The 19,726-nt window shown below is 68.5% G+C and carries 16 protein-coding genes; 8 read left to right on the forward strand and 8 right to left on the reverse strand.

The genetic code is table 11. The features are described 5' to 3' along the window. Positions 1-49: 49 nt before the first annotated feature. Both I7X18_RS01185 and I7X18_RS01190 read left to right on the forward strand, forming a co-directional pair. Positions 50-817, forward strand: a complete 768-nt coding sequence (locus I7X18_RS01185; protein WP_269751289.1) for a response regulator transcription factor — start codon at positions 50-52, stop codon at positions 815-817. Then, entirely contained in the window at positions 814-2,325 is a 1,512-nt protein-coding gene (locus I7X18_RS01190; protein ID WP_193044947.1) for a sensor histidine kinase, read from the forward strand. Before I7X18_RS01185 ends, I7X18_RS01190 begins: the two co-directional genes overlap by 4 nt. A 24-nt stretch (positions 2,326-2,349) precedes the next feature. Here I7X18_RS01190 and I7X18_RS01195 read toward each other — a convergent pair whose 3' ends face one another. The 4 genes from I7X18_RS01195 to trmB form a co-directional block, all read right to left on the reverse strand. After that, positions 2,350-3,447, reverse strand: coding sequence for a DUF2855 family protein (locus I7X18_RS01195; protein WP_193044946.1), 1,098 nt, complete (start codon positions 3,445-3,447; stop codon positions 2,350-2,352). Positions 3,448-3,531: 84 nt separating this feature from the next. Next, on the reverse strand, positions 3,532-6,837 hold the full coding sequence (locus I7X18_RS01200; RefSeq protein WP_193044945.1) for an MMPL family transporter: 3,306 nt from the start codon (positions 6,835-6,837) through the stop codon (positions 3,532-3,534). 46 nt (positions 6,838-6,883) lie between these two features. Next, complete coding sequence (locus tag I7X18_RS01205; RefSeq protein WP_193044944.1) at positions 6,884-7,570, reverse strand: NYN domain-containing protein; 687 nt, start codon at positions 7,568-7,570, stop codon at positions 6,884-6,886. After that, positions 7,567-8,358: a tRNA (guanosine(46)-N7)-methyltransferase TrmB gene (gene trmB / locus I7X18_RS01210; RefSeq protein WP_193044943.1), complete on the reverse strand. Its 792-nt coding sequence runs from the start codon at positions 8,356-8,358 to the stop codon at positions 7,567-7,569. The genes I7X18_RS01205 and trmB overlap by 4 nt, the downstream gene beginning before the upstream one ends. Before the next feature lie 134 nt (positions 8,359-8,492). On the opposite strand from trmB, the gene I7X18_RS01215 reads away from it, so the two are divergent. From I7X18_RS01215 to I7X18_RS01235, 5 genes are all read left to right on the forward strand, one after another. After that, positions 8,493-9,485 (forward strand): hypothetical protein, encoded by a 993-nt coding sequence (locus I7X18_RS01215; RefSeq protein WP_193044942.1) that lies wholly within the window; start codon positions 8,493-8,495, stop codon positions 9,483-9,485. Beyond that, entirely contained in the window at positions 9,482-10,975 is a 1,494-nt protein-coding gene (locus tag I7X18_RS01220; protein WP_193044941.1) for a hypothetical protein, read from the forward strand. Before I7X18_RS01215 ends, I7X18_RS01220 begins: the two co-directional genes overlap by 4 nt. 197 nt (positions 10,976-11,172) lie before the next feature. Next, complete coding sequence (locus tag I7X18_RS01225) at positions 11,173-13,002, forward strand: phosphoenolpyruvate carboxykinase (GTP) (protein ID WP_193044940.1); 1,830 nt, start codon at positions 11,173-11,175, stop codon at positions 13,000-13,002. Positions 13,003-13,144: 142 nt separating this feature from the next. After that, complete coding sequence (gene fadD4 / locus I7X18_RS01230) at positions 13,145-14,659, forward strand: fatty-acid--CoA ligase FadD4 (RefSeq protein WP_193044939.1); 1,515 nt, start codon at positions 13,145-13,147, stop codon at positions 14,657-14,659. A 5-nt stretch (positions 14,660-14,664) separates the two neighbouring features. Continuing rightward, positions 14,665-15,540, forward strand: a complete 876-nt coding sequence (locus I7X18_RS01235) for an enoyl-CoA hydratase/isomerase family protein (protein ID WP_404822760.1) — start codon at positions 14,665-14,667, stop codon at positions 15,538-15,540. 79 nt (positions 15,541-15,619) lie between these two features. Here the strand turns inward: I7X18_RS01235 and I7X18_RS01240 are convergent, their stop codons facing one another. Both I7X18_RS01240 and I7X18_RS01245 read right to left on the reverse strand, forming a co-directional pair. Next, a complete protein-coding gene (locus tag I7X18_RS01240; protein WP_193044937.1) occupies positions 15,620-15,868 on the reverse strand; it encodes a hypothetical protein in 249 nt (82 codons plus the stop codon). Between the two features lie 168 nt (positions 15,869-16,036). Then, positions 16,037-16,768 (reverse strand): SDR family oxidoreductase, encoded by a 732-nt coding sequence (locus I7X18_RS01245; protein ID WP_198730513.1) that lies wholly within the window; start codon positions 16,766-16,768, stop codon positions 16,037-16,039. Between the two features lie 101 nt (positions 16,769-16,869). On the opposite strand from I7X18_RS01245, the gene I7X18_RS01250 reads away from it, so the two are divergent. Then, complete coding sequence (locus I7X18_RS01250) at positions 16,870-17,691, forward strand: helix-turn-helix transcriptional regulator (RefSeq protein WP_193044936.1); 822 nt, start codon at positions 16,870-16,872, stop codon at positions 17,689-17,691. A gap of 56 nt (positions 17,692-17,747) precedes the next feature. Here I7X18_RS01250 and I7X18_RS01255 read toward each other — a convergent pair whose 3' ends face one another. Both I7X18_RS01255 and I7X18_RS01260 read right to left on the reverse strand, forming a co-directional pair. Then, on the reverse strand, positions 17,748-18,485 hold the full coding sequence (locus tag I7X18_RS01255) for a GntR family transcriptional regulator (protein ID WP_193044935.1): 738 nt from the start codon (positions 18,483-18,485) through the stop codon (positions 17,748-17,750). 6 nt (positions 18,486-18,491) lie between these two features. Continuing rightward, positions 18,492-19,652, reverse strand: coding sequence for an acyl-CoA dehydrogenase family protein (locus I7X18_RS01260; protein WP_193044934.1), 1,161 nt, complete (start codon positions 19,650-19,652; stop codon positions 18,492-18,494). Between the last annotated feature and the right edge of the window lie 74 nt (positions 19,653-19,726).

The raw sequence follows: 19,726 nt of genomic DNA on the forward strand, positions 1-19,726 counted from the left end.
TGTCTATGAAGACTGGTACAGGCCCCGGCGAAGGCGCGACAATGAGGCGATGACGTCCGCGCCCGTCAACGACCACCGACCCCGTCGCGCAATCCTGGGCCAGCTGCCGAGGATGTACCGCGCCGACGGATCGGCGATCCGCGTCCTACTCGTCGACGACGAACGCGCCTTGACGAACCTGGTCCGGATGGCTCTGCAGTACGAGGGCTGGGACATCGACGTCGCTCACGACGCCGCGGAAGCCGTCGACAAGTACACCGCCAACACCCCGGACGTCCTCGTGCTCGACATCATGCTGCCCGACACCGACGGGCTCGGCGTGCTTGCCCAGATCCGCGACTCCGGCACCTACACCCCGACCCTGTTCCTCACCGCGCGTGATTCGGTGGCCGACCGGGTCACCGGGTTGACCGCCGGCGGTGATGACTACATGACCAAACCGTTCTCGCTCGAAGAACTCGTGGCCCGACTACGCGGACTGTTGCGAAGGACGGCTTACCTCACTCCGGCCGACAATGAATCGCTGCGGGTCGGCGATCTCGCACTCGACGCCGCGAGCCACGAGGTGACCCGCGGCGGCGCGCCGATCTCGTTGACCTCCACCGAGTTCGAACTGCTCAGGTTTCTGATGCGCAATCCGCGACGGGCGTTGAGCCGCAGCGAGATCCTGCGGCGGGTGTGGGAGTACGACTTCGGCGGACGGTCCAGCATCGTCGACTTGTATGTGTCGTATCTGCGCAAGAAGGTCGACACCGGCCACCAACCGATGATTCACACCGTGCGCGGCGTCGGATACATGTTGCGGCCACCGGAATGAAACGTATGTGGCAGAGCTGGTCTCTGCTCCGGCAACTGTTGGTCGGTGTCTCGGTGGTGGTCATGATCGCCATGGCGACTGTCGGGGCGATGTCGGTGGTGACCCTGCGTTCATCGGTGCTCGGCGTCATCGACACGCAACTGGCAGCCTCGGCCGACGGGTTCGGCAAGACGGTCACCAAGTACCGGACCACGCCATTGCCCACGGGAGAGCTCCCACCACCGGGAACGATGAAACCGCTCGGGCTCGTGATGGGCCAGTCGCCGGGGAACGTCGTGGCGATGATCCGGGGCGGGGATGTCGTCGACTCGGCGCACTTCGCCGACGGTGAGGCGCAGGCGGTGCCGCCCACGGCTCTCGCGGCGATGGTTGCCGAGTCGTCGACCGGCGCCGCACCTCGCAGCGTCGAACTGCCCGGACTGGGTTGGTACCGGATGGTCAGTCAACCCGGCGACGGCGACGAGATCCTGGTGACCGGGGTTTCGTGGGCACCGGCATGGGACGCGATGATGCGGGTCACCGGCATCATCTCCGGGATCACGGTGTTCGCGCTGGTGCTCACGGCGTTGAGTACCGTCGCGATCGTGCGCTTCGCGCTGCGCCCGTTGCGCCGGGTCGCCGCGACCGCCGCGGAGGTGGCGACGCTGCCACTCGACCGGGACAACCATGCGATCGCGGTCCGGGTGCCCACCGGTGACACAGACCCCCGCACCGAGGTCGGCCTCGTCGGTGACACGCTCAACCGGTTGCTCGACCACGTCGAACAAGCACTGGCCGACGTGGCCGCATCCGACCGACGGATGCGCCAGTTCATCACCGATGCCAGCCACGAACTCCGCACCCCGCTGGCCGCCATCCACGGCTACGCCGAACTGACGCGCCAGGACAGTTCGGTGCTTCCCGAGACCACCGAGTACTCGTTGGCACGTATCGAATCCGAGGCGCGACGGATGAATTCACTGGTCGCCGACCTGCTGCTGTTGGCCAGGCTCGACGAAGGCGACGATCTCAACGCCACCGAGGTCTCTCTCACGCAGATCGTCGTCGACGCGGTCAACGATGCGGCGGTGTCCGCACCGACACACCGCTGGTTGACCGCGCTGCCCGATGCCGTGGTGTGGGTGCGCGGTGATCGGGCCCGGCTGCACCAGGCGCTGGCCAACCTGCTGTCCAACGCGCGCGTGCACACGCCGGCGGGCACCACGGTGGAGACCTCCCTCGAAACCGGACAGGCCGACGACGGCACGGCGTACGTCGAGCTGACGGTGACTGACGATGGCACGGGGATCGACGAAGACTTGCTGCCCCACTTATTCGAGCGGTTCGTCCGCGCCGACAAGTCGAGATCGCGCCAGGCGGGAAGTTTCGGATTGGGGCTGTCGATCACCGCGTCCATCGTCGAGGCACACGGTGGTTCTATTCATGCCCGATCCGACAGGGGGACAACGATGTTCACCGTGCGTATGCCGACAGTCTCGGCGGCTGTCGAGTACGCCACCTCAACGTGAATCGTCACCGCGGCCGTGGTGACGTCAGGGTCGAATGACCACCGCCGACAGCGGATCCGACTGCCCGGCGACGATGTCGCGCCACACCGGTTCGGTGGCGGTCAATCCGTTGACCGTCGTGATCCGCAGCCACCGCGCTGCCCACGTGGTCAGGTCCGCACGCGCGTCGTCGTACATGGCTTGCACCGCTTGCCAGCCGCGTTCACGCACCATGTCCACTTCGCGGTCACCGGTGTTGAAACGCGTCAGCGCAGGCCCCGGGGTCGACGGCAGTAAACGCAGATGTGTACCTCCGACGGCGATGCTCTCCACCAGCCGGCTGCCGAGCCGGTCGTGTACGGCGGTGGTGACCTCCGCCGATCCCGCGACATCCACGTACACGGACCCGTCGCGGATCTGGTCGACCTCGTCATAGCCGAGAACCTGGGTGTAGACGGCCAGCGACTGGGCAACCGGGCGGTGCCTGCTGCTGGTCAGTCCGATGACGTCGACCCCGGCGCGGGTCAGCAGTCGACTGAGCGCTGCCGCGCTGCGACTCGACGCGCTCGAGACCACCACGGTGCGCGCCCCGGTGGCGGTGACGTCGGCGGCCAACAGCGCGGCGAAGGGATGAACGGCCAGCAGCACCGTCTCGATGTCTGCCTCGATCGATCGAGGATCGCTGACGACGGGGGTGAGTCGACGGTAGATCGGGAGCATGCCGACGCGCTGCTCATCGATCGACAACAAGCCGGTCTCGGTCGAGGTGAGTCGCACCTCCGCATGTGTTGCCATCGGGAGGAAGCCCCCGACGCGGGTACCGACGGTGGCCACCGACGGGTCGGCGGCGATGACTTCGGCGATCCCCCATACCGGTACCCGCCCGCGGTCCGGCTTCGGTGACGGGAAGGCGTCCAGAGTCCGCAGCACGTCGTTGACGATGACGTAGGTGAGATTGTTGGCGGCAAGGCTGAACCGTTCGACGGCCAGGACCACGTTTCCCGTCAGGCCGGTGGGAAGCGGCTCCTGCACCGTCACGAACCCGTCGAACGGACTGTCACGGTGGACCTCCAGGACGGAGGATTCGCCGACGCCCGTCAGCCCCGGTGTGTCATGACTGCCGACCAATGAAGTGCCTTCCACGAGGGAACCTTGATCGGTGGAGCAATGTTCATGGACACGGTTATTCCTCGAACAGCTGACGAGGCGCGCTACGGCTGCGCGCTCCTACATCCGGCCCTCTCGGCGCAGCAGGTCGGCGGCGCTCATGCCACCACCGCGGCGCTTCGGATCCTCCGGGGTGTTGAGCTTCTCGGTCGACTCCGGATCCTTCTGGTTTGGATCCTTCTGGGCTGGATCCTTCTGGGCCGGGATCTTTGTCGTCGCGTCACCCTCGGGCTGCTGAGGCGGCTGCGGCTGAGGCGGACGCTGCACCGGGATCGCCGTCGTCGGCTCGTTGCCCTCGGGTTCGGGCTGCGGCGCCCCGGCCCGCATGGCCGTCGTCGGTTCGGCCGACGGCTGCGGTGGGCGCGGGGGCTGGCCGCCGGAACCGGACGGACCGCCACGCAGTTCGCCGAGCCACGACTCGATCTCGCGCTCTTCGCGCTTCGGCCCCGGCCCGGTGGGCCGCGGCGTGCGCTGCGTGGTCGCGGTGTTGACCGCACCCCGCACCGCGTTCTTCGCCACCGACAGCCGGGTGGTCGGCGGTTCCTGCGCGGGACCGGGCCGGTTGGTCGGGATCCGGGTTGTCCCCGCGACCGAGGGGCCGTTCAGCCGGGGCGGGCCCGGCGGAATGCGGGTGGGGCCGACGCGGCCCTCGACACCGGGGTGGGTCGGGTCGTGCGGCGGCCGCGGCCGCTGCGGCACCGGGGCGCCGGCGCCGACCAGCGCCTGATCGTCGGCGGGGTCGCGGACCAGCGGGCGCTTGCGCTCGTCGGGCAGTTCGGTCTCGCCGAGGCCGAGCCGTTCCTGGATCCGCTTCATCCAGCGCGGTGCCCACCAGCAGTCGTCGCCCAACATCTTCATGACTGCCGGCACCAGGAACATCCGGATGATCGTCGCGTCCAGCAGCAGCGCGAGGAGCAGGCCGAAGGCCAGGTACTTCATCATCACCAGATCGGAGAACACGAATGCTCCGGCGACGACGGCCAGCACCAGTGCGGCACCGGTGATCAGGCGGCCCGTGGTGGCCGTGCCGACCCGGATGGCCTCGGCCGTGGACAGTCCGCGGGCCCTGGCCTCCACCATGCGGGACACCAGGAACACCTCGTAGTCGGTCGACAGACCCCAGATGACCGCGATGATCAGACCGATCATCGGTGCCATCAGCGGCTGCGGCGTGTAGTTCATCAGCCCGGAGCCGTGCCCCTCGACGAACATCCACGTCAGGATGCCCATCGTCGAACCCAGCGTGAGGGCGCTCATCAGCGCGGCCTTGATCGGCAGCACCAGTGAGCCGAACGCCAGGAACATCAGGATCGTCGTGGTGACGATCAGGATGGCGACCATCAACGGCAGCTTGTCGAACAGGCTGTGGATGCTGTCCTGTTCGAGCGCCGGTGTGCCGCCGACCCACACGCTGACCCCGCGCGGTGGGGACAGGTCGCGCAGCTGGTCGATCTTCGCCGCCGCCTCGTTGCGGTTCTCCAGACCGTTCTGGATCACCCGCACCGACGGGTCCTCCGAGCCGCCCTCCTGGACCGAGCGCTCCTGCCACATCTTCGACGGATCGTTGTCCGGGTCGATGAACCCGTTGATCGTCATGGCCTTGGCGCGCATGTCCGCGAGCTGCTGATCGGTGATCGGCTCGCCGTTGTCGCTCTTGAGTACCAGCGTCAGCGGTTCGGTGCGGAAGCCGGGGAAGCTGCGGTCGAAGTCCTCCTGCGCCGAACGAACCGAGTTGTCCGGTGGCAGGTACTTCTCGCTGATGCCACCCAGGGAGAGCTGTCCCAGCGGAATGATCAGCAGGATCATCACGATGACGATCGGCACGGCGAACGCCGCGGGTCGCTTCATCACCCGGGTGACGAGCTTGCCCCAGAAGCCGTTCTCCACCTCTGCGCGCGTCTTGTTCTTCTGCGTCTTCTCCGCAAGCCAGTGCAGCCACCACACGATGGGGCGGCGCGCCAGCGGTACGTACCGCGCAAGGGCGAGGCCGAAGGTGACGACCACGAGGAAGATGACGATGCCGAGTAGCATCCAGTAGACGCCGCTGCCGATGACGCCGTTGTCCTTCAGCGCGATCACGCCGTAGGCCATCGCACCGTACAGCGCGGTATAGCCGAGGATCAGGCCGATCGTCGCCAAGTTGGCGCCCTGCTCACCTGTCTGCTTGATGCGCTTGCGGGCGATGTGGCCGAGCGCGATGCCCACGGGCGGCACCAGCAGCCCGAGCGGGATGGACGCGATGGCGAACGTGTTGGTCTTGTGGTTCGCAGGGTCGGCCTCGATCGGATCGGGCAGCGCGAACTTGATCAGCGTCTTGACGCCCAGCGCGTCGACCCTGGGGCCGAGGATCGCCAGCGCGGCGGCCAGCACGGTGATCGACAGAATCGCCGCCAGCATCACCGAGGCGATGATCGCGTACGTGATCGACTTCAAGAACCCCTGCGGGAACAGCAGCAGCGGGACGGACGAGGCGACCAGGATGACCGCGGAGAACATGACGGTGCGGCCGGATGTCATCACGGTGCGGCGTACTGCCGCCTCGGTGTCGTAACCTTCGGCGAGTTCCTCACGGAATCGGCTGACCATGAACAACCCGTAGTCGACGGCGATGCCCAGGCCCATGAGCGTCACCACCGGCTGGGCGAAGAAGTGCACGGGGATGAATTCGGCGATCAGCCGCATGATGCCCAGCGCGCCGGCGATGGTGAGGCCGCCGATGAGGCCGGGGAGCGCCGCGGCGATCACGCCGCCGAAGACGAAGAACAACACCACGCACACCAGTGGGATGGCGGCCACCTCGGCGCGCTTCTGGTCCTCGCCGATGCTGCCGGTCAGTTCGCTGGCCAGTGGGTTGAGGCCCGCCAGCTGGATGTCGCCGCCGTTGATCTGCTGCAGGTCGGGTTCGACGATCTGGTAGTTCTTCAGGATCTCGTCGTCGGTGTCGCCTTTGAGCGGGATGCTGACGAACGTCTTGGACAGATCGCCGGTCTTCATCTGCTGCACGGTCTCGCTGGCGGCGTCGGGCGCCCGCAGCCAGCCGACCCAGCTCACCACCTGATCCGGGTGGTCCTTGACGAAGGTGTCGAGTTCGCCGACGACTTCCCGCTGCCACTCCGGATTGTCGACCTTCTCACCGTCCGGCGGGGTCAGGATGGCGACGACGTGGCTGGTGCGGTCACGGCCGTACACCTCGTCGCCGGTCACCGAGGCCTTAACAGACTGGCTGCCCTCGTCGTAGAAACCACTCTGCGTGACGTTGTTACCGAGACTGATCCCGTAGATACCGCCGCCGACGCACAGTGCGACCATGACACCGATCACGATGTACCGATATCGGTATACGTTTCGACCCCACCAGGCGAACACGTAAGCTCCTCACCAATTCATTTCGACCGCGCTGTGGCCACAGTTGTCACACACGCGAGGTCAGCAGCGCGGACAGCGGCCGGAACGGCTGCAGCCATGCTCCCTGCTCAGGCAGCGAATCCAAGCCGATCCGCGGTAACGGTTCCCGGAAAACACCAGGAATGTCCTCCAGATCGACGAACTCCAAGGTATCCGACGCTAGTGCCCAGCTCGCATGTTCGCGAAATCCGAGCACCTGCACGGGGATCCCCTCGCGGGCGATCTCTTCCAAGGGTAGGCGGAACGCCTGGCCGTCCGCCGAGGCCACCAACACGGCGGCCAGCCCCTCGCGGCGGCGCAGGGCGATGTGCTCGAGCATGTCGCCGTCGACGTCGCTGTCTTCGTCGATCTTCGGTTTGGCGAAGACCGCGAAGCCCACGTTGCGCAGCGCCTCCACCCAGGGCCGGACGACGTCGGCGCTGCCCGGGGCGATGTTGGTGAACACCGTCGCCTCGGGTTCGAGCGCCACATCCTGCCGTCCGGCGGACAGATCGGCCGTGCGGGCGAGCAGCCAGCGGCCGAGCGCGTCGAACCGGGGCCGGTGCGCCGCCGTCGGCCTGCCGCCGATGATCGAGCCGAGGCCCATATCGAGGTTGGGGGCGTCCCACACCAGCAGCACCCGCTCGGTTCCGGGAGGCGGGCCTGCGGGCGGGGGCGGCGGCGCAACCTGCGGAATGTCCTCGGTGAGGCTCATGGCACCTTCTCCCAGAGCAGTTCGGTGATGTCGGGACCCGCCAGGGCCTTGCGCTCGTACTTGGTCACCGGGCGCTCAACCGAGATGGGCACCTCGTCGCCGGGGCTGACACGGCGCAGCAGCGGTTCGGCGTCGCCCACCTCCGCGATGTGTTCGGCGTAACCCTGATGGTCGGTCGCGGCGTGCAGGATGCCGCCGGGCCGTAAGCGGTCGGCGATCATCGCCACCGTCGCCGGCTGCAGCAGCCGGCGCTTGTGGTGGCGCGCCTTCGGCCACGGATCGGGGAAGAACACCCGCGCCCCGGTCAGGGAGGCGCTGGGGATCATGTACTCGAGAACGTCGACGCCGTCGCCGCGGATCATCCTGATGTTGCGCACCCCGGCGCGGTCGATGCCGGTCAGCAGCTGAGCGAGGCCGCGCCGGTACACCTCGACAGCGATGACGTCGATGTCCGGTTCGTCCTGCGCCATCGCCAGTGTCGAGGTCCCGGTGCCCGAGCCGATCTCCAGGACGAGTGGGGCGGACCGGCCGAACCACGCCGCGGTGTCCAGCAGGGCGGCGGGGTGTCCGTCGGCGTCCCGGGCCTCGGTGCCCAGCTCAGGCCAAAGCCGTTCCCACGTGGCCTGCTGGCCGCCGGACAGCGCCGCGCGGCGGGACCGGAAGCTCGTCACCCGCCGGAGCTGGTGTGCTGCGGGGGCGTCGTCTTCAGTCGGCGAGTGGCCCGCGGCCGGTGACCCGGCCGGGTCGACGGCCGGCTCGCTCGCATGCATCCGTCCATGGTGTCTCATCAGTGGCGGGGTACCCCCATCGTGGTACAGATTGATACCCAACAGTTGCCTTCAGCTGGTATGTGAAACATCCGTACGGGAGGCGCCCCGGCGGATGCCACGATGTCCCCGGGGCCCGAGTCCAGGACGGGCCGATGCAGGGAGGGCCTGTCATTTCCGTCGACGTGCTGACGCGGTTCGCGCAGGAGTGCGGAGACCCCGGGGTGCCGGAGGTCGCCGCCCGGCTGGCGGCGCCGCTGCGGGTGGCCGTCAGCGGTCGCGCCGGGGTGGGACGGACCACGGTCACGCGGGTCCTGACCAGCGCCGGATGGCTCGCTGTCGACAGTCCCGACAATCCCGACAATCCCGACAGTCCCGACGGTGCCGCCGATGTCGCGGTCGTCGTCGTCGCCGAGGCGGTGAAGCCGGAGGACCGGTCCTCGGTGGCGCGATGGCGTGGCAGCGGCGTGCCGGTGCTGGTCGTCGGCAACAAGGCCGACCTCACCGGAGCGGTGCCGCTGGAGGCGCTGCGACGGGCGGCCGGTGCGCCGGTGGTCTCCGCGGCGGCGCTGCTGGCCGACGTCACCCTTGACGACGACGCGGTCGGCGCATTGCGTGCCCTGGTCGCCCACCCGGCCGATCCGCGCTCACCGGACGCCTTCCTCGACGGCGCCCACCCGGTGGCCCGCGAGCCGCGCCTTCGGCTGCTGCGCCTTCTCGGCCGGACGGGCATCGCCCACAGTGTGCGCGCGCTGAGCGACGGTGCCGACCCCGGCGACCTGCCGGCCCTGCTGCGGGAGGCCAGCGGCGTCGACCGCGTCCTCGACCGGTTGGACTCCCTCGCGGCGCCGGCGCGGTACCGCCGGGTGCGCGCGGCGCTCGCCGAACTGCAGGCGCTGGCCGCCGGCTCCCGGCAGGTGGCCGAGTTCCTGGCCTCCGACGACGCTGTGCTCGCGACGATGACGGCGGCGGTCGACGTGGTGGAGGCCACCGGTCTCGAGGTGGACCCGGCTGACGACCCGGCCGCCCACCTGCGCCGGGCGGTGCGGTGGCGCACCTACAGCCGTGGGCCGGTGAACCCGCTGCACCGCGCGTGCGGTGCCGACATCTGCCGCGGATCGTTGCGACTGCTCGAGCGCCGCCGATGACCGGCGAACCGGGACCCGTCGAGGCCGCCGACGCGGTGGTCGCCGCCGTCGACCCCGCGCTGAGTTCGCCGGGCGTGCGCAGCAGCGATTCCGTGCTGGTCACCGGTCCGTGGCTGGCCGGGGTCAGCAGCGTGGTGGCGGTGCTGCGTGCCCGGCTGCCGGAGGTGTCGTTCGTCGAGGCCGACGAACTGGCCGTCGGCGCCGCACCCGTCGCCGTGGTGTTCGCGGTCTCGGCGGTCTCCCCGCTGACCGAATCCGACTGTGAACTCCTCGATCTGGCGGCAGACCACACCGACTGTGTCGTCGGTGTCGTGACGAAGATCGACGCGCACCACGACTGGCGTGAGGTGCTGGCCACGGACCGCGATCTGCTCGGCGCGCACCGTCAGCGATACGCGCGGTTGCCATGGGTCGGTGTGGCGGCCGCTCCGGAGGTCGGTGATCCGGTGGTCGACGAGCTGGTCGACGTGTTGGGTGGCACGCTCTTCGACCCCGATGTACTGCGACGAAACCGGTTGCGGGCGTGGGAAAGTCAGCTGGAGAAGGTGATCGCGCGCTACCGCGCCGACGGTGAGGGCGCCGACCGGCAGGCACGGGTGTCGGCACTGCGGGCCCAACGCGAGGACATCCGGCGTAGCAGGCGGATGGATAAGTCGCAGCGCGCCATCGCGCTGCGCAGCCAGATCCAGCAGGCGCGCGTGCAATTGACGTATTTCGCGCGCAACCGGTGTGCGTCGGTGCGCAGCGAACTGCAGGAGGACATCGGCGGGTTGGGCCGGCGCGGGTTCGCGGCGTTCGAAGACGGGGTGCGCCGACGCGCCGCCGAGGTGATGGCCGAGGTCGACGAAGGCGTCACCACTCACCTCACCGCCGTCGCGGCCGATCTGCACGTGGATCCCGTGCCGTCGCCTCCGCAGCCGACGCCGGTGCCCGACCTGCCGGGGCCGCCGCTGCGGTCACGCCGCCTGGAGACCCGGCTGATGATGGTGCTCGGCGCCGGCTTCGGGCTCGGTGTGGCGCTCGCGGTGAGCCGGCTGTTCACCGGTGTCGACCCGGGGCTGACTGTCGCCGGGGTGCTCGCCGGCGCGGCGGCGGGGCTGGCGGTGGCGGTGTGGGTGGTCGGTATCCGGGGCCTGCTGCACGACCGCGGCGTGCTGGACCGCTGGGTGGTGGAGGCGACCGCGACGTTGCGGTCGGCCGCCGAGGAGGCCGTCGCCACCCGCGTCCTGGCCGCCGAGGCGGCGCTGACCGGTTCGTTGGCCGCCGAGGAGTCGGCCGAGGCGGACGCCGCGGCCGGCCGGATCGCCGAGATCGACGACGAACTACGGGAACACGCAGCCGCCACGGCCCGCGCCGCCGCACAGCGCGACCGCAGGATCCCCGCCTTGGTGCGCGCGCTGGAGGCGGTGCGCCACGCCCTGTACGACAATTCGCCGGGTGAATTCACCGACCCGAGCGAACCGAATTCCGGGAAAACTGTCGGTTACTGATCAGTACGAGCGTTATTTGCTTTTCTGAATCGTTCCTGTGAGTCATCGGACATAGATCCGAATTCCTTCGGGTATGTCACCCACGTTAACCTCGAACAAGGGACGACCGTGATCGCCGTTGATCTCGTTCATCGGCGTCATCGTGGGCCTGCGTCCTGGCGGGAACCGAGTGCAGGAAGATGCAGGAGAATCACAGTATGACTTCAGCCACCATTCCGGGTCTGGACACCGCTCCGACGAAACACGAGGGACTGCTGGCGTGGGTTCGGGAGGTCGCCGCGCTGACCGAACCCGATCGCGTGGTGTTCGCCGACGGTTCTCAGGAGGAGTACGACCGCCTGGCCGCCCAACTGGTCGAGGCCGGCACCTTCCAGAAGCTCAACGACCAGAAGCAACCGAATTCCTACCTGGCGCTGTCCGACCCGTCGGACGTCGCGCGTGTCGAATCGCGCACCTACATCTGTTCGCAGCGGGAGATCGACGCGGGTCCGACCAACAACTGGATGGACCCGGCCGAGATGCGCGGCATCATGACCGACCTGTACCGCGGGTGCATGCGCGGCCGCACGATGTGGGTCGTGCCGTTCTGCATGGGCCCGCTGGACGCCGAGGACCCCAAGCTGGGCGTCGAGCTCACCGACTCCGAGTACGTCGTCGTCTCCATGCGCACGATGACCCGCATGGGCCAGGCCGCGCTGGACAAGATGGGTGACGACGGCTTCTTCGTGAAGGCGCTGCACTCGCTCGGCGCACCGCTCGAGCCGGGGCAGCAGGACGTGCCGTGGCCGTGCAACGACACGAAGTACATCACCCATTTCCCGGAGACCCGCGAGATCTGGAGCTTCGGGTCCGGCTACGGCGGTAACGCGCTGCTGGGCAAGAAGTGCTACTCGCTGCGGATCGCCTCGGCGATGGCGCACGACGAGGGCTGGCTCGCCGAGCACATGCTGATCCTCAAGCTGATCTCGCCGGAGAACAAGGCCTACTTCATCGCCGCGGCATTCCCCTCGGCGTGCGGTAAGACCAACCTCGCGATGCTGCAGCCCACCATTCCGGGCTGGCGCGCCGAGACCGTCGGGGACGACATCGCGTGGATGCGGTTCGGCAAGGACGGCCGGCTCTACGCCGTCAACCCCGAGTTCGGTTTCTTCGGTGTCGCGCCCGGCACCAACTGGGATTCGAACCCGAACGCGATGAAGACCATCGCCGCGGGCAACACCGTCTTCACCAACGTCGCCAAGACCGACGACGGTGACGTGTGGTGGGAGGGGCTGGAAGGGGAACCCGACCACCTGATCGACTGGAAGGGTAACGACTGGATCCTGCGGGAAACGGAAACCAAGGCCGCGCATCCGAATTCGCGGTACTGCACACCGATCTCGCAGTGTCCGACGCTGGCGCCGGAGTGGGACGATCCTCAGGGTGTGCCGATCTCGGCGATCCTGTTCGGCGGTCGCCGCAAGACGACCGTTCCGCTGATCACCCAGGCCCGCGACTGGCAGCACGGCGTGTTCATCGGGGCCACGTTGGGCTCCGAGACCACCGCTGCCGCCGAGGGCAAGGTCGGCACGGTGCGACGCGATCCGATGGCGATGCTGCCGTTCCTCGGCTACAACGTCGGTGACTACTTCCAGCACTGGATCGACATCGGCAAGAACGCCGACGAGTCGAAGATGCCCGCGGTGTTCTTCGTGAACTGGTTCCGCCGCGGTGACGACGGACGCTTCCTGTGGCCGGGCTTCGGTGAGAACAGCCGCGTGCTCAAGTGGGCGATCGAGCGCATCGAGCACAAGGCCGACGGCCGCACCACCCCGATCGGGATCGTGCCGACCGCGCAGGATCTCGACCTCGACGGCCTCGACGTCGAGCCGGCGGATGTGGATGCCGCGCTGGCCGTCCGTCCCGACGAATGGCGTAAGGAACTGCCGCTCATCGAGGAGTGGTTCGAGTTCGTCGGCGAGAAGCTGCCCACCGGCATCAAAGACGAGTTCGACGCCCTCAAGCACCGGCTGGCCGAGGAGGCCTAGCCGCGAGTAGACGCAAAAACCCCCGCACGCCCGGCCGGCGTGTCGGGGGTTTTTGCGTCTACGCGGCGCGTCGGCAGCCCTGTATTCCCCGCCACAGATGTGCTCTTGACACGTGTCAACTCACCCCTAGTACAGTCAGCGCATGCAGATCCGTGAGCATGTCAGCGCCGACAAGCCGGCAGTCATCCTCCACCCGTCGGGCACCGTCCTGACCTTCGGCGAACTGGAGGCGCGGGCCAACCGGCTCGCTCACTTCCTACGCGAACACGGTCTGCGGGAAGGCGATGTCGTCGCCATCCTCATGGAGAACAACGAGCACATGCACGCCGTGATGTGGGCGGCGCGCCGCGCGGGGCTCTACTACGTGCCCATCAACACCCACCTGACCGCGGCCGAGGCCGCCTACATCATCGACAACAGCGGCGCGTCGGCCGTGATCGGCTCGGCGGCCCTGCGCGCGACGTGCGAGGGTCTCGGTGAGCACCTTCCCAACGGTCTGCCGCGGGTGCTGTTGATCGCCGACGGCCGGTTGGACGGCTGGCTGAGCTACCCGGAATGCGTTGCAGATCAACCGGATACGCCGATCGAGGACGAGGTCGAGGGTGATCTGCTGCAGTACTCGTCTGGCACCACCGGCAGGCCCAAGGGCATCAAACGCGCACTGCCGCACCTGCCCCCGTCCGAAGTCCCCGGCATGATGTCGCTGCTCATCAGTGTGTGGATGCAACCCGACTCGGTGTACCTGAGCCCCGCGCCGCTCTACCACACGGCTCCTTCGGTGTGGTCGATGAACGTCCAGGCCGCCGGACACACCGTCGTGGTGATGGAGAAATTCGAACCCGAGAGCGCACTGCAGGCGATCCAGCGCTACGGCGTCACCCACGGTCAGTTCGTTCCGGCCATGTTCATCCGGATACTCAAATTGCCTGAGCAGGTGCGCAATTCATACGACGTGTCGAGCCTGCGCCGCGTCATCCACGCCGCCGCGCCGTGTCCGGTCGAGATCAAGAAGCAGATGATCGACTGGTGGGGGCCGATCATCGACGAGTACTACGCCTCATCCGAGGCCCACGGATCGACGATCATCAGCGCCGAGGAGTGGTTGACCCATCCCGGTTCGGTGGGCAAGCCGATGACCGGTGTCCTGCACATCCTCGACGAGGACGGCAACGAACTGCCGCCGAATCACGCCGGGGAGATCTACTTCGAGGGCGGCAACGCCTTCGAGTATCTCAACGACCCCGACAAGACCGCCGCATCTCGGCACGACAAGGGTTGGGCCACAGTCGGTGACATCGGCTACGTCGACGAGGACGGTTACCTGTACCTCACCGACCGCCGCCACCACATGATCATCTCCGGCGGGGTCAACATCTACCCGCAGGAAGCCGAGAACCTCTTGGTCACCCACCCGAAAGTGATGGACGCCGCCGTATTCGGCGTCCCCGACGACGACATGGGCCAGCGCGTCGAGGCTGCGGTGCAGACCGTGGACCCGACCGACGCCACCGACGCTTTCGCCGAGGAACTGCTCGGTTGGCTACGGGACCAGTTGGCGCACTATAAATGCCCGAAGTCGATCTCTTTCGAGACGCAGTTGCCCCGCACCGATACCGGCAAGCTCTACAAACAGGAGCTGGTACAGAAGTACTCGTGACCGTCATCGAGTTGCCTGCGGGCATCGTCGTCGGAGTCGAGACACCGGTCGACGATGCGGCGTTCACGCTGACCGAAAGTGCCTGCGGCGACCGCAGGACGGTCACGGTCGCATCCGTATCCCAGACGCTCGACGAACTGACCGAGCGGTGCGGGCGCTGGCCGCAGACCGCGGCCGTATGCGACGACGTCCTGCGCTCGGTGGATCCCACCGGCCCCACCCGGGCCGGTGTCGTCGCCGAATCGCTGGCGTACTCCACACTGCAGGCCGGAACGGAGTTCGCGCGGTGGCTCGCCGAACGCGGGCCCGCCACCGCGCCCCTGCTGCCCGACCCGGTGCGCGCCTCCCGCGTCGACGGCAGGCTCTCGGTGGAGTTCAACCGGCCCCAACGCCACAACGCGTTCTCCACCGACGCGCGCGCCGCCCTGCTCGAGGCGCTCGAGGTCGCCCGCCTCGACCCGTCGGTCGAGGAGGTGGTGCTCTCCGGTGCGGGGCGATCCTTCTGCAGCGGAGGCGATCTCGATGAGTTCGGCAGCTTCGCCGACCCCGCCAGCGCCCATCTCGCCCGCACCCGGCACAGCCCGGCCCTCGTGCTCGACGAGCTGACGGCCCGCCTCGGTCGGCGCTGCCGCGCACGGGTGCACGGTCAGGTGCTGGGCAGCGGGCTGGAGATGGCGGCCTACTGCGGGTGGGTGGTCAGCGCGCCCGACGCGGTGTTCGGACTACCCGAACTGAGCCTCGGGCTGATCCCCGGTGCGGGCGGCACCGTGAGTGTGACCCGGCGGATCGGCCGGTGGCGCACCATGTTCCTGGTGCTGTCCGGGCGCGCGATCGACCCGTCGACCGCGCTGGCCTGGGGACTCGTCGACGCCGTCGAGTGACGGCGCCGTCGAGCTGATCCGGACAAGGGACGAGGGGCGCCCGGGGGGGATTGGGCGCCCCTCGTCGTTCATGGGGAGGTCAGCGGACGGTGACGTACACCCGGCGGTCGCCGTTGTCGTAACGCACCGAGACGACGTCGGCGTGATCGAGTGCGCCGACGGCGCCCTGCTGGTTCACCGCGACGCGGTAACCGCGGCCCTCCAGTTGGCTGACGGTGTCCTGCGCATTGCCCGGACCACTCGGGGCCGCCTGCGCGGGCGCAGCGAAGCCGAGGAAGCCTGCGGCGAGTCCGCCTGCGGCGAGGGTGGCGAATCCGAACGTGTTCATGTCCCTACCTGATTCCTGTGCTGATGTTCGAGCCGTGGCCTTCAGTCGCGGTCCGGAAACCTCCTGGCGGCCGGTCCGTGGTGCCTGGCTGGTCTGTTTGTTCAAACGGTGTCGACCGACGGGTTGATTTCCGATGGCAGTAATTTATCGGTGGGTGGCAGTCTCGCCTCATCGCTGGCGCGCGGGCCGCACGATCACCTCGTTGACGTCCACCCCCTCGGGCTCTCCGATCGCGTACGCGATGGCGCGGGCGATCGCCTCCGGCGGGATCGCGGCGGCGCGGTACTCCCGCATCGCCGCCGCGGCGTGGTTGTCGGTGATGGACCCGGCGAGCTCCGACTCGACCACCCCGGGGGACACCGTGGTGACCCTGATCGACGGGTCGACCTCCTGGCGCAGGCCCTCGGTGATCGCCCACGCGGCGTACTTGGTGGCGCAGTAGACCGCACCGGTCGGCACCACCTCGTGGGCACCGATCGACGCCACGGTGACGAAGTGTCCTCCGCCGAGGCGCTGGAAGTGCGGCAGCGCCGCGGCGATGCCGTGGAGCAGGCCCCGGACGTTGACGTCGATCATCGCGTCCCACTGGTCGACGAGCAGTGCGTCCAGGCGCGACAGCGGCATGATCCCGGCGTTGTTGACGATGACGTCGATCCGCCCGTGCTGGGCCACCGCGGCGTCGACGAAGGCGGCCACATCGGCGCGGTCGGTGACGTCGAGCCGGCGTACGGATACGCTGCCCTCGGTGAGATCGGCAGTGCTGTCGGCGAGTTCGCGCAGGCGGTCCTCGCGGCGGGCTCCAGCGACGACGTGGTGACCTTCCCGGGCGAGGTGGGCGGCGACGGCGGCGCCGATACCGCTGCTGGCGCCGGTGACGAGGATGATCTTCGATTCGGTCATGGCTTCCAGCATCGACAGGCGCCCGAGCCGCCACCAGGACGCACTCATCCTGGGTGCGCCACACCCAGGCAGCGCCCCCGCCGGGGACCTATCGTGGGGGCATGTCCGAACTCGGTGAGTATCTGCGCAGCCGACGCGCGCAGGTGCGGCCCGAGGACGCCGGGTTGGTGTCGACGGGCATCAGGCGCGTCCCGGGCCTGCGTCGCGAAGAGGTGGCGTGGCTGGCCGGTTTGAGCGTCGATTACTACGTGCGGCTGGAGCAGGGCAGGGAGCGGTCGCCGTCGACGTCGGTGCTCGACGCGCTCGCCGCGGCGCTGCGGCTGGACCACGACGGTCACCGGCACCTCTTCCGACTGGCGGGTCTGGCGCCGCGCCTGGAGAGCACGCGGACACCCGACCGGGTCGATCCGGCGCTGTCGCGGCTGATGGCCGTGTGGCCGGACAGCCCGGCCCTGGTGTACAACCGCGCCTATGATGTGCTGGCCGCGAACCCGTTGGCGGAGGCCCTGTTCGGTGGTTTCGGTGCCGAGCAGAACCTGATGCTGCTGGTGTTCGGCGAGCCGCGCGCCCGCGAGTTCTACGTCGACTGGCAGGACATCGCGGAGAACTCCGTCGCCGGTTTCCGGCTGAACTACGTTGCCGCCCCGTCCGACCCGCGTGTCCAGGCGGTCCTCGCCGAACTGCTCAACGGCAGCGGCGAGTTCCGCACGCTGTGGGCACGCCACGAGGCGCGTGGAAAATCGCTGAAGAGCAAGGTGTTCCGGCATCCGTCGGTCGGGGTGCTCGAGCTGACGATGCAGACGTTCGACGTGCGATCCGCGCCAGGCCAGGAACTGGTGGTTTACGACGCCGAACCGGCCAGTCCGAGCGCCGACGCGCTGAAGCTGCTCGGCAGTATCGCGGCCACGGCCGCTACCCAGTGATTTCGGCGTGCGCAGTTGCGCTCAGCGCGACCAACCACGCCGAAATCGCCTCCACCTCAGCCCGAGCGGCGCAACGTCACCCGGTAGGTGTACTGCTCGGGCAGGAAGTGGCTGACCGCCAACTCGACCGGCCGGCCGGCACTGTCCGAGTACACCCGGTCGACGCGAAGCATCGCATGCCCCCGCGCACAACCCACCGCGTCGGCGACCGCGTGGTCTGCCGGTGCGACGGTGATCGACTGTGCCGCTTCGGCGATCGGGTCCGGCAGGTGCGGTTCGAGCAGTCCGATCACGGTGTGCGTGCTGACCGCACCGGTTCGTAACGCAGCCTCGCCGTCGATGGTGCGGGCGACGGAGGCGGGCAGGTGGACGGTCGTCGACACGAACGGAACCCCCTGCCCTGGCGGGCCGTGCAGCCGGCGGAACACCACCGTGTGCACCACGTCGTCGTCGAGGCGCAACCGGCTCGCCGCCTCGACGTCGACCCGTCGCATCAACCCGCACACCACCTCCATCGTGGTGTCCTGCGAGAGGCTCATCAGGTCCTCGATGGAGCCCAGCTGGCGCAGGTAGCGTCCGGACTCCCGCGCATAGGTGCCCCTCCCCGGAACCCGGTACACCACCCCTTCCGCGACGAGGTCCTGGAATGCCCGGCGAACCGTTTGTCGCGACAAGCCGTGCAGGGCAACGAGTTCGGATTCGGTGGGCAACCGGGTGCCGTCCCGGTAGCGGCCCGCGGCGATATCACCGCGCAACCGGTCACGCAGCAGCTGGTACGCCGGCTCGTGACGCACGGCCGCCTAGATCCCGCCCCTGGCGACCAGTTGGGCGGCGATCACATTGCGCTGGATCTCGTTGGTGCCCTCACCGACGATCATCAGCGGTGCGTCGCGCAAGTACCGCTCGACGTCGAATTCGGTGGAGTAGCCGTACCCGCCGTGGATCCGCACCGCGGTGAGCGCGATCTCCATCGCGACCTCGGAGGCGAACAGTTTGGCCATCCCGGCCTCCATGTCGGCGCGCTCACCGCTGTCGTAGCGTTCGGCGGCGTACCGGGTCAGCTGACGGGCCGCGGTCAACTTGGTCGCCATGTCCGCCAGGTAGTTGCCGATCGACTGGTGCTTCCAGATCGGCTGGCCGAAACTCTCCCGGTCCTGGGCGTAGCGCAGCGCATCCTCGAGCGCGGCCGTCGCCACCCCGAGCGCCCGCGAGGCCACCTGGATACGGCCGGTCTCGAGGCCCTTCATCATCTGCCCGAAGCCCTTACCGGGCACCCCGCCGAGAATCGCGGTCGCCGGGAGTCGGCAGTCGTCGAAGGTCAGCTCGCAGGTCTCCACACCCTTGTACCCGAGCTTGGGCAGATCGCGCGACACCGTGAGCCCCGTCGTGCCCTGTTCGACGAGCACCACCGACATACCCCGATGGCGCGGGGTGGCGGCGGGGTCGGTCTTGCACAGCAGCGCGATCAGCCCGGACCGGCGCGCGTTGCTGATCCACGTCTTGGACCCGTTGACGACGAGCCCGCCGCCGTCGGCCGGCAGGGCAGTCGTGCCCATGTTCTGCAGGTCCGAGCCGCCTCCCGGTTCGGTCAGCGCCATCGTCGCGCGGATCTCCCCGCTGGCCATCCCCGGCAGGTATGTGCGCTTCTGCTCCTCGGTGCCGAACAGGGTGAGCAGTTTGGCGACGACGGTGTGTCCACCCATCGCCCCGGCCAGGCTCATCCACCCGCGGGAGAGTTCCTGGGTGACCTCGACGTAGCAGGGGGTCGACACCGGGGAGCCGCCGTACTCCTCGGGGATCGCCAGCCCGTAGATGCCGATGCGCTTCATCTGCTCGATCCACGCCTCGGGGTATTGGTTGGCGTGTTCGACCTCGCGCACGGTCGGCTTGACGTCGCGGTCCACGAACGCCCGGACCGTCTCGACCAGCATGGTCTCTTCTTCGCTCAATGGGCTGCTCATGGTCCCCTGCCGCTCGTGCACACCGCAAATGTACGGCCATATTGACACAAGCGAACCGTGCGGTGCAGCATCGC

The sequence above is a fragment of the Mycolicibacterium baixiangningiae genome (genome assembly GCF_016313185.1).
GTDB classification, from domain to species: domain Bacteria; phylum Actinomycetota; class Actinomycetes; order Mycobacteriales; family Mycobacteriaceae; genus Mycobacterium; species Mycobacterium baixiangningiae.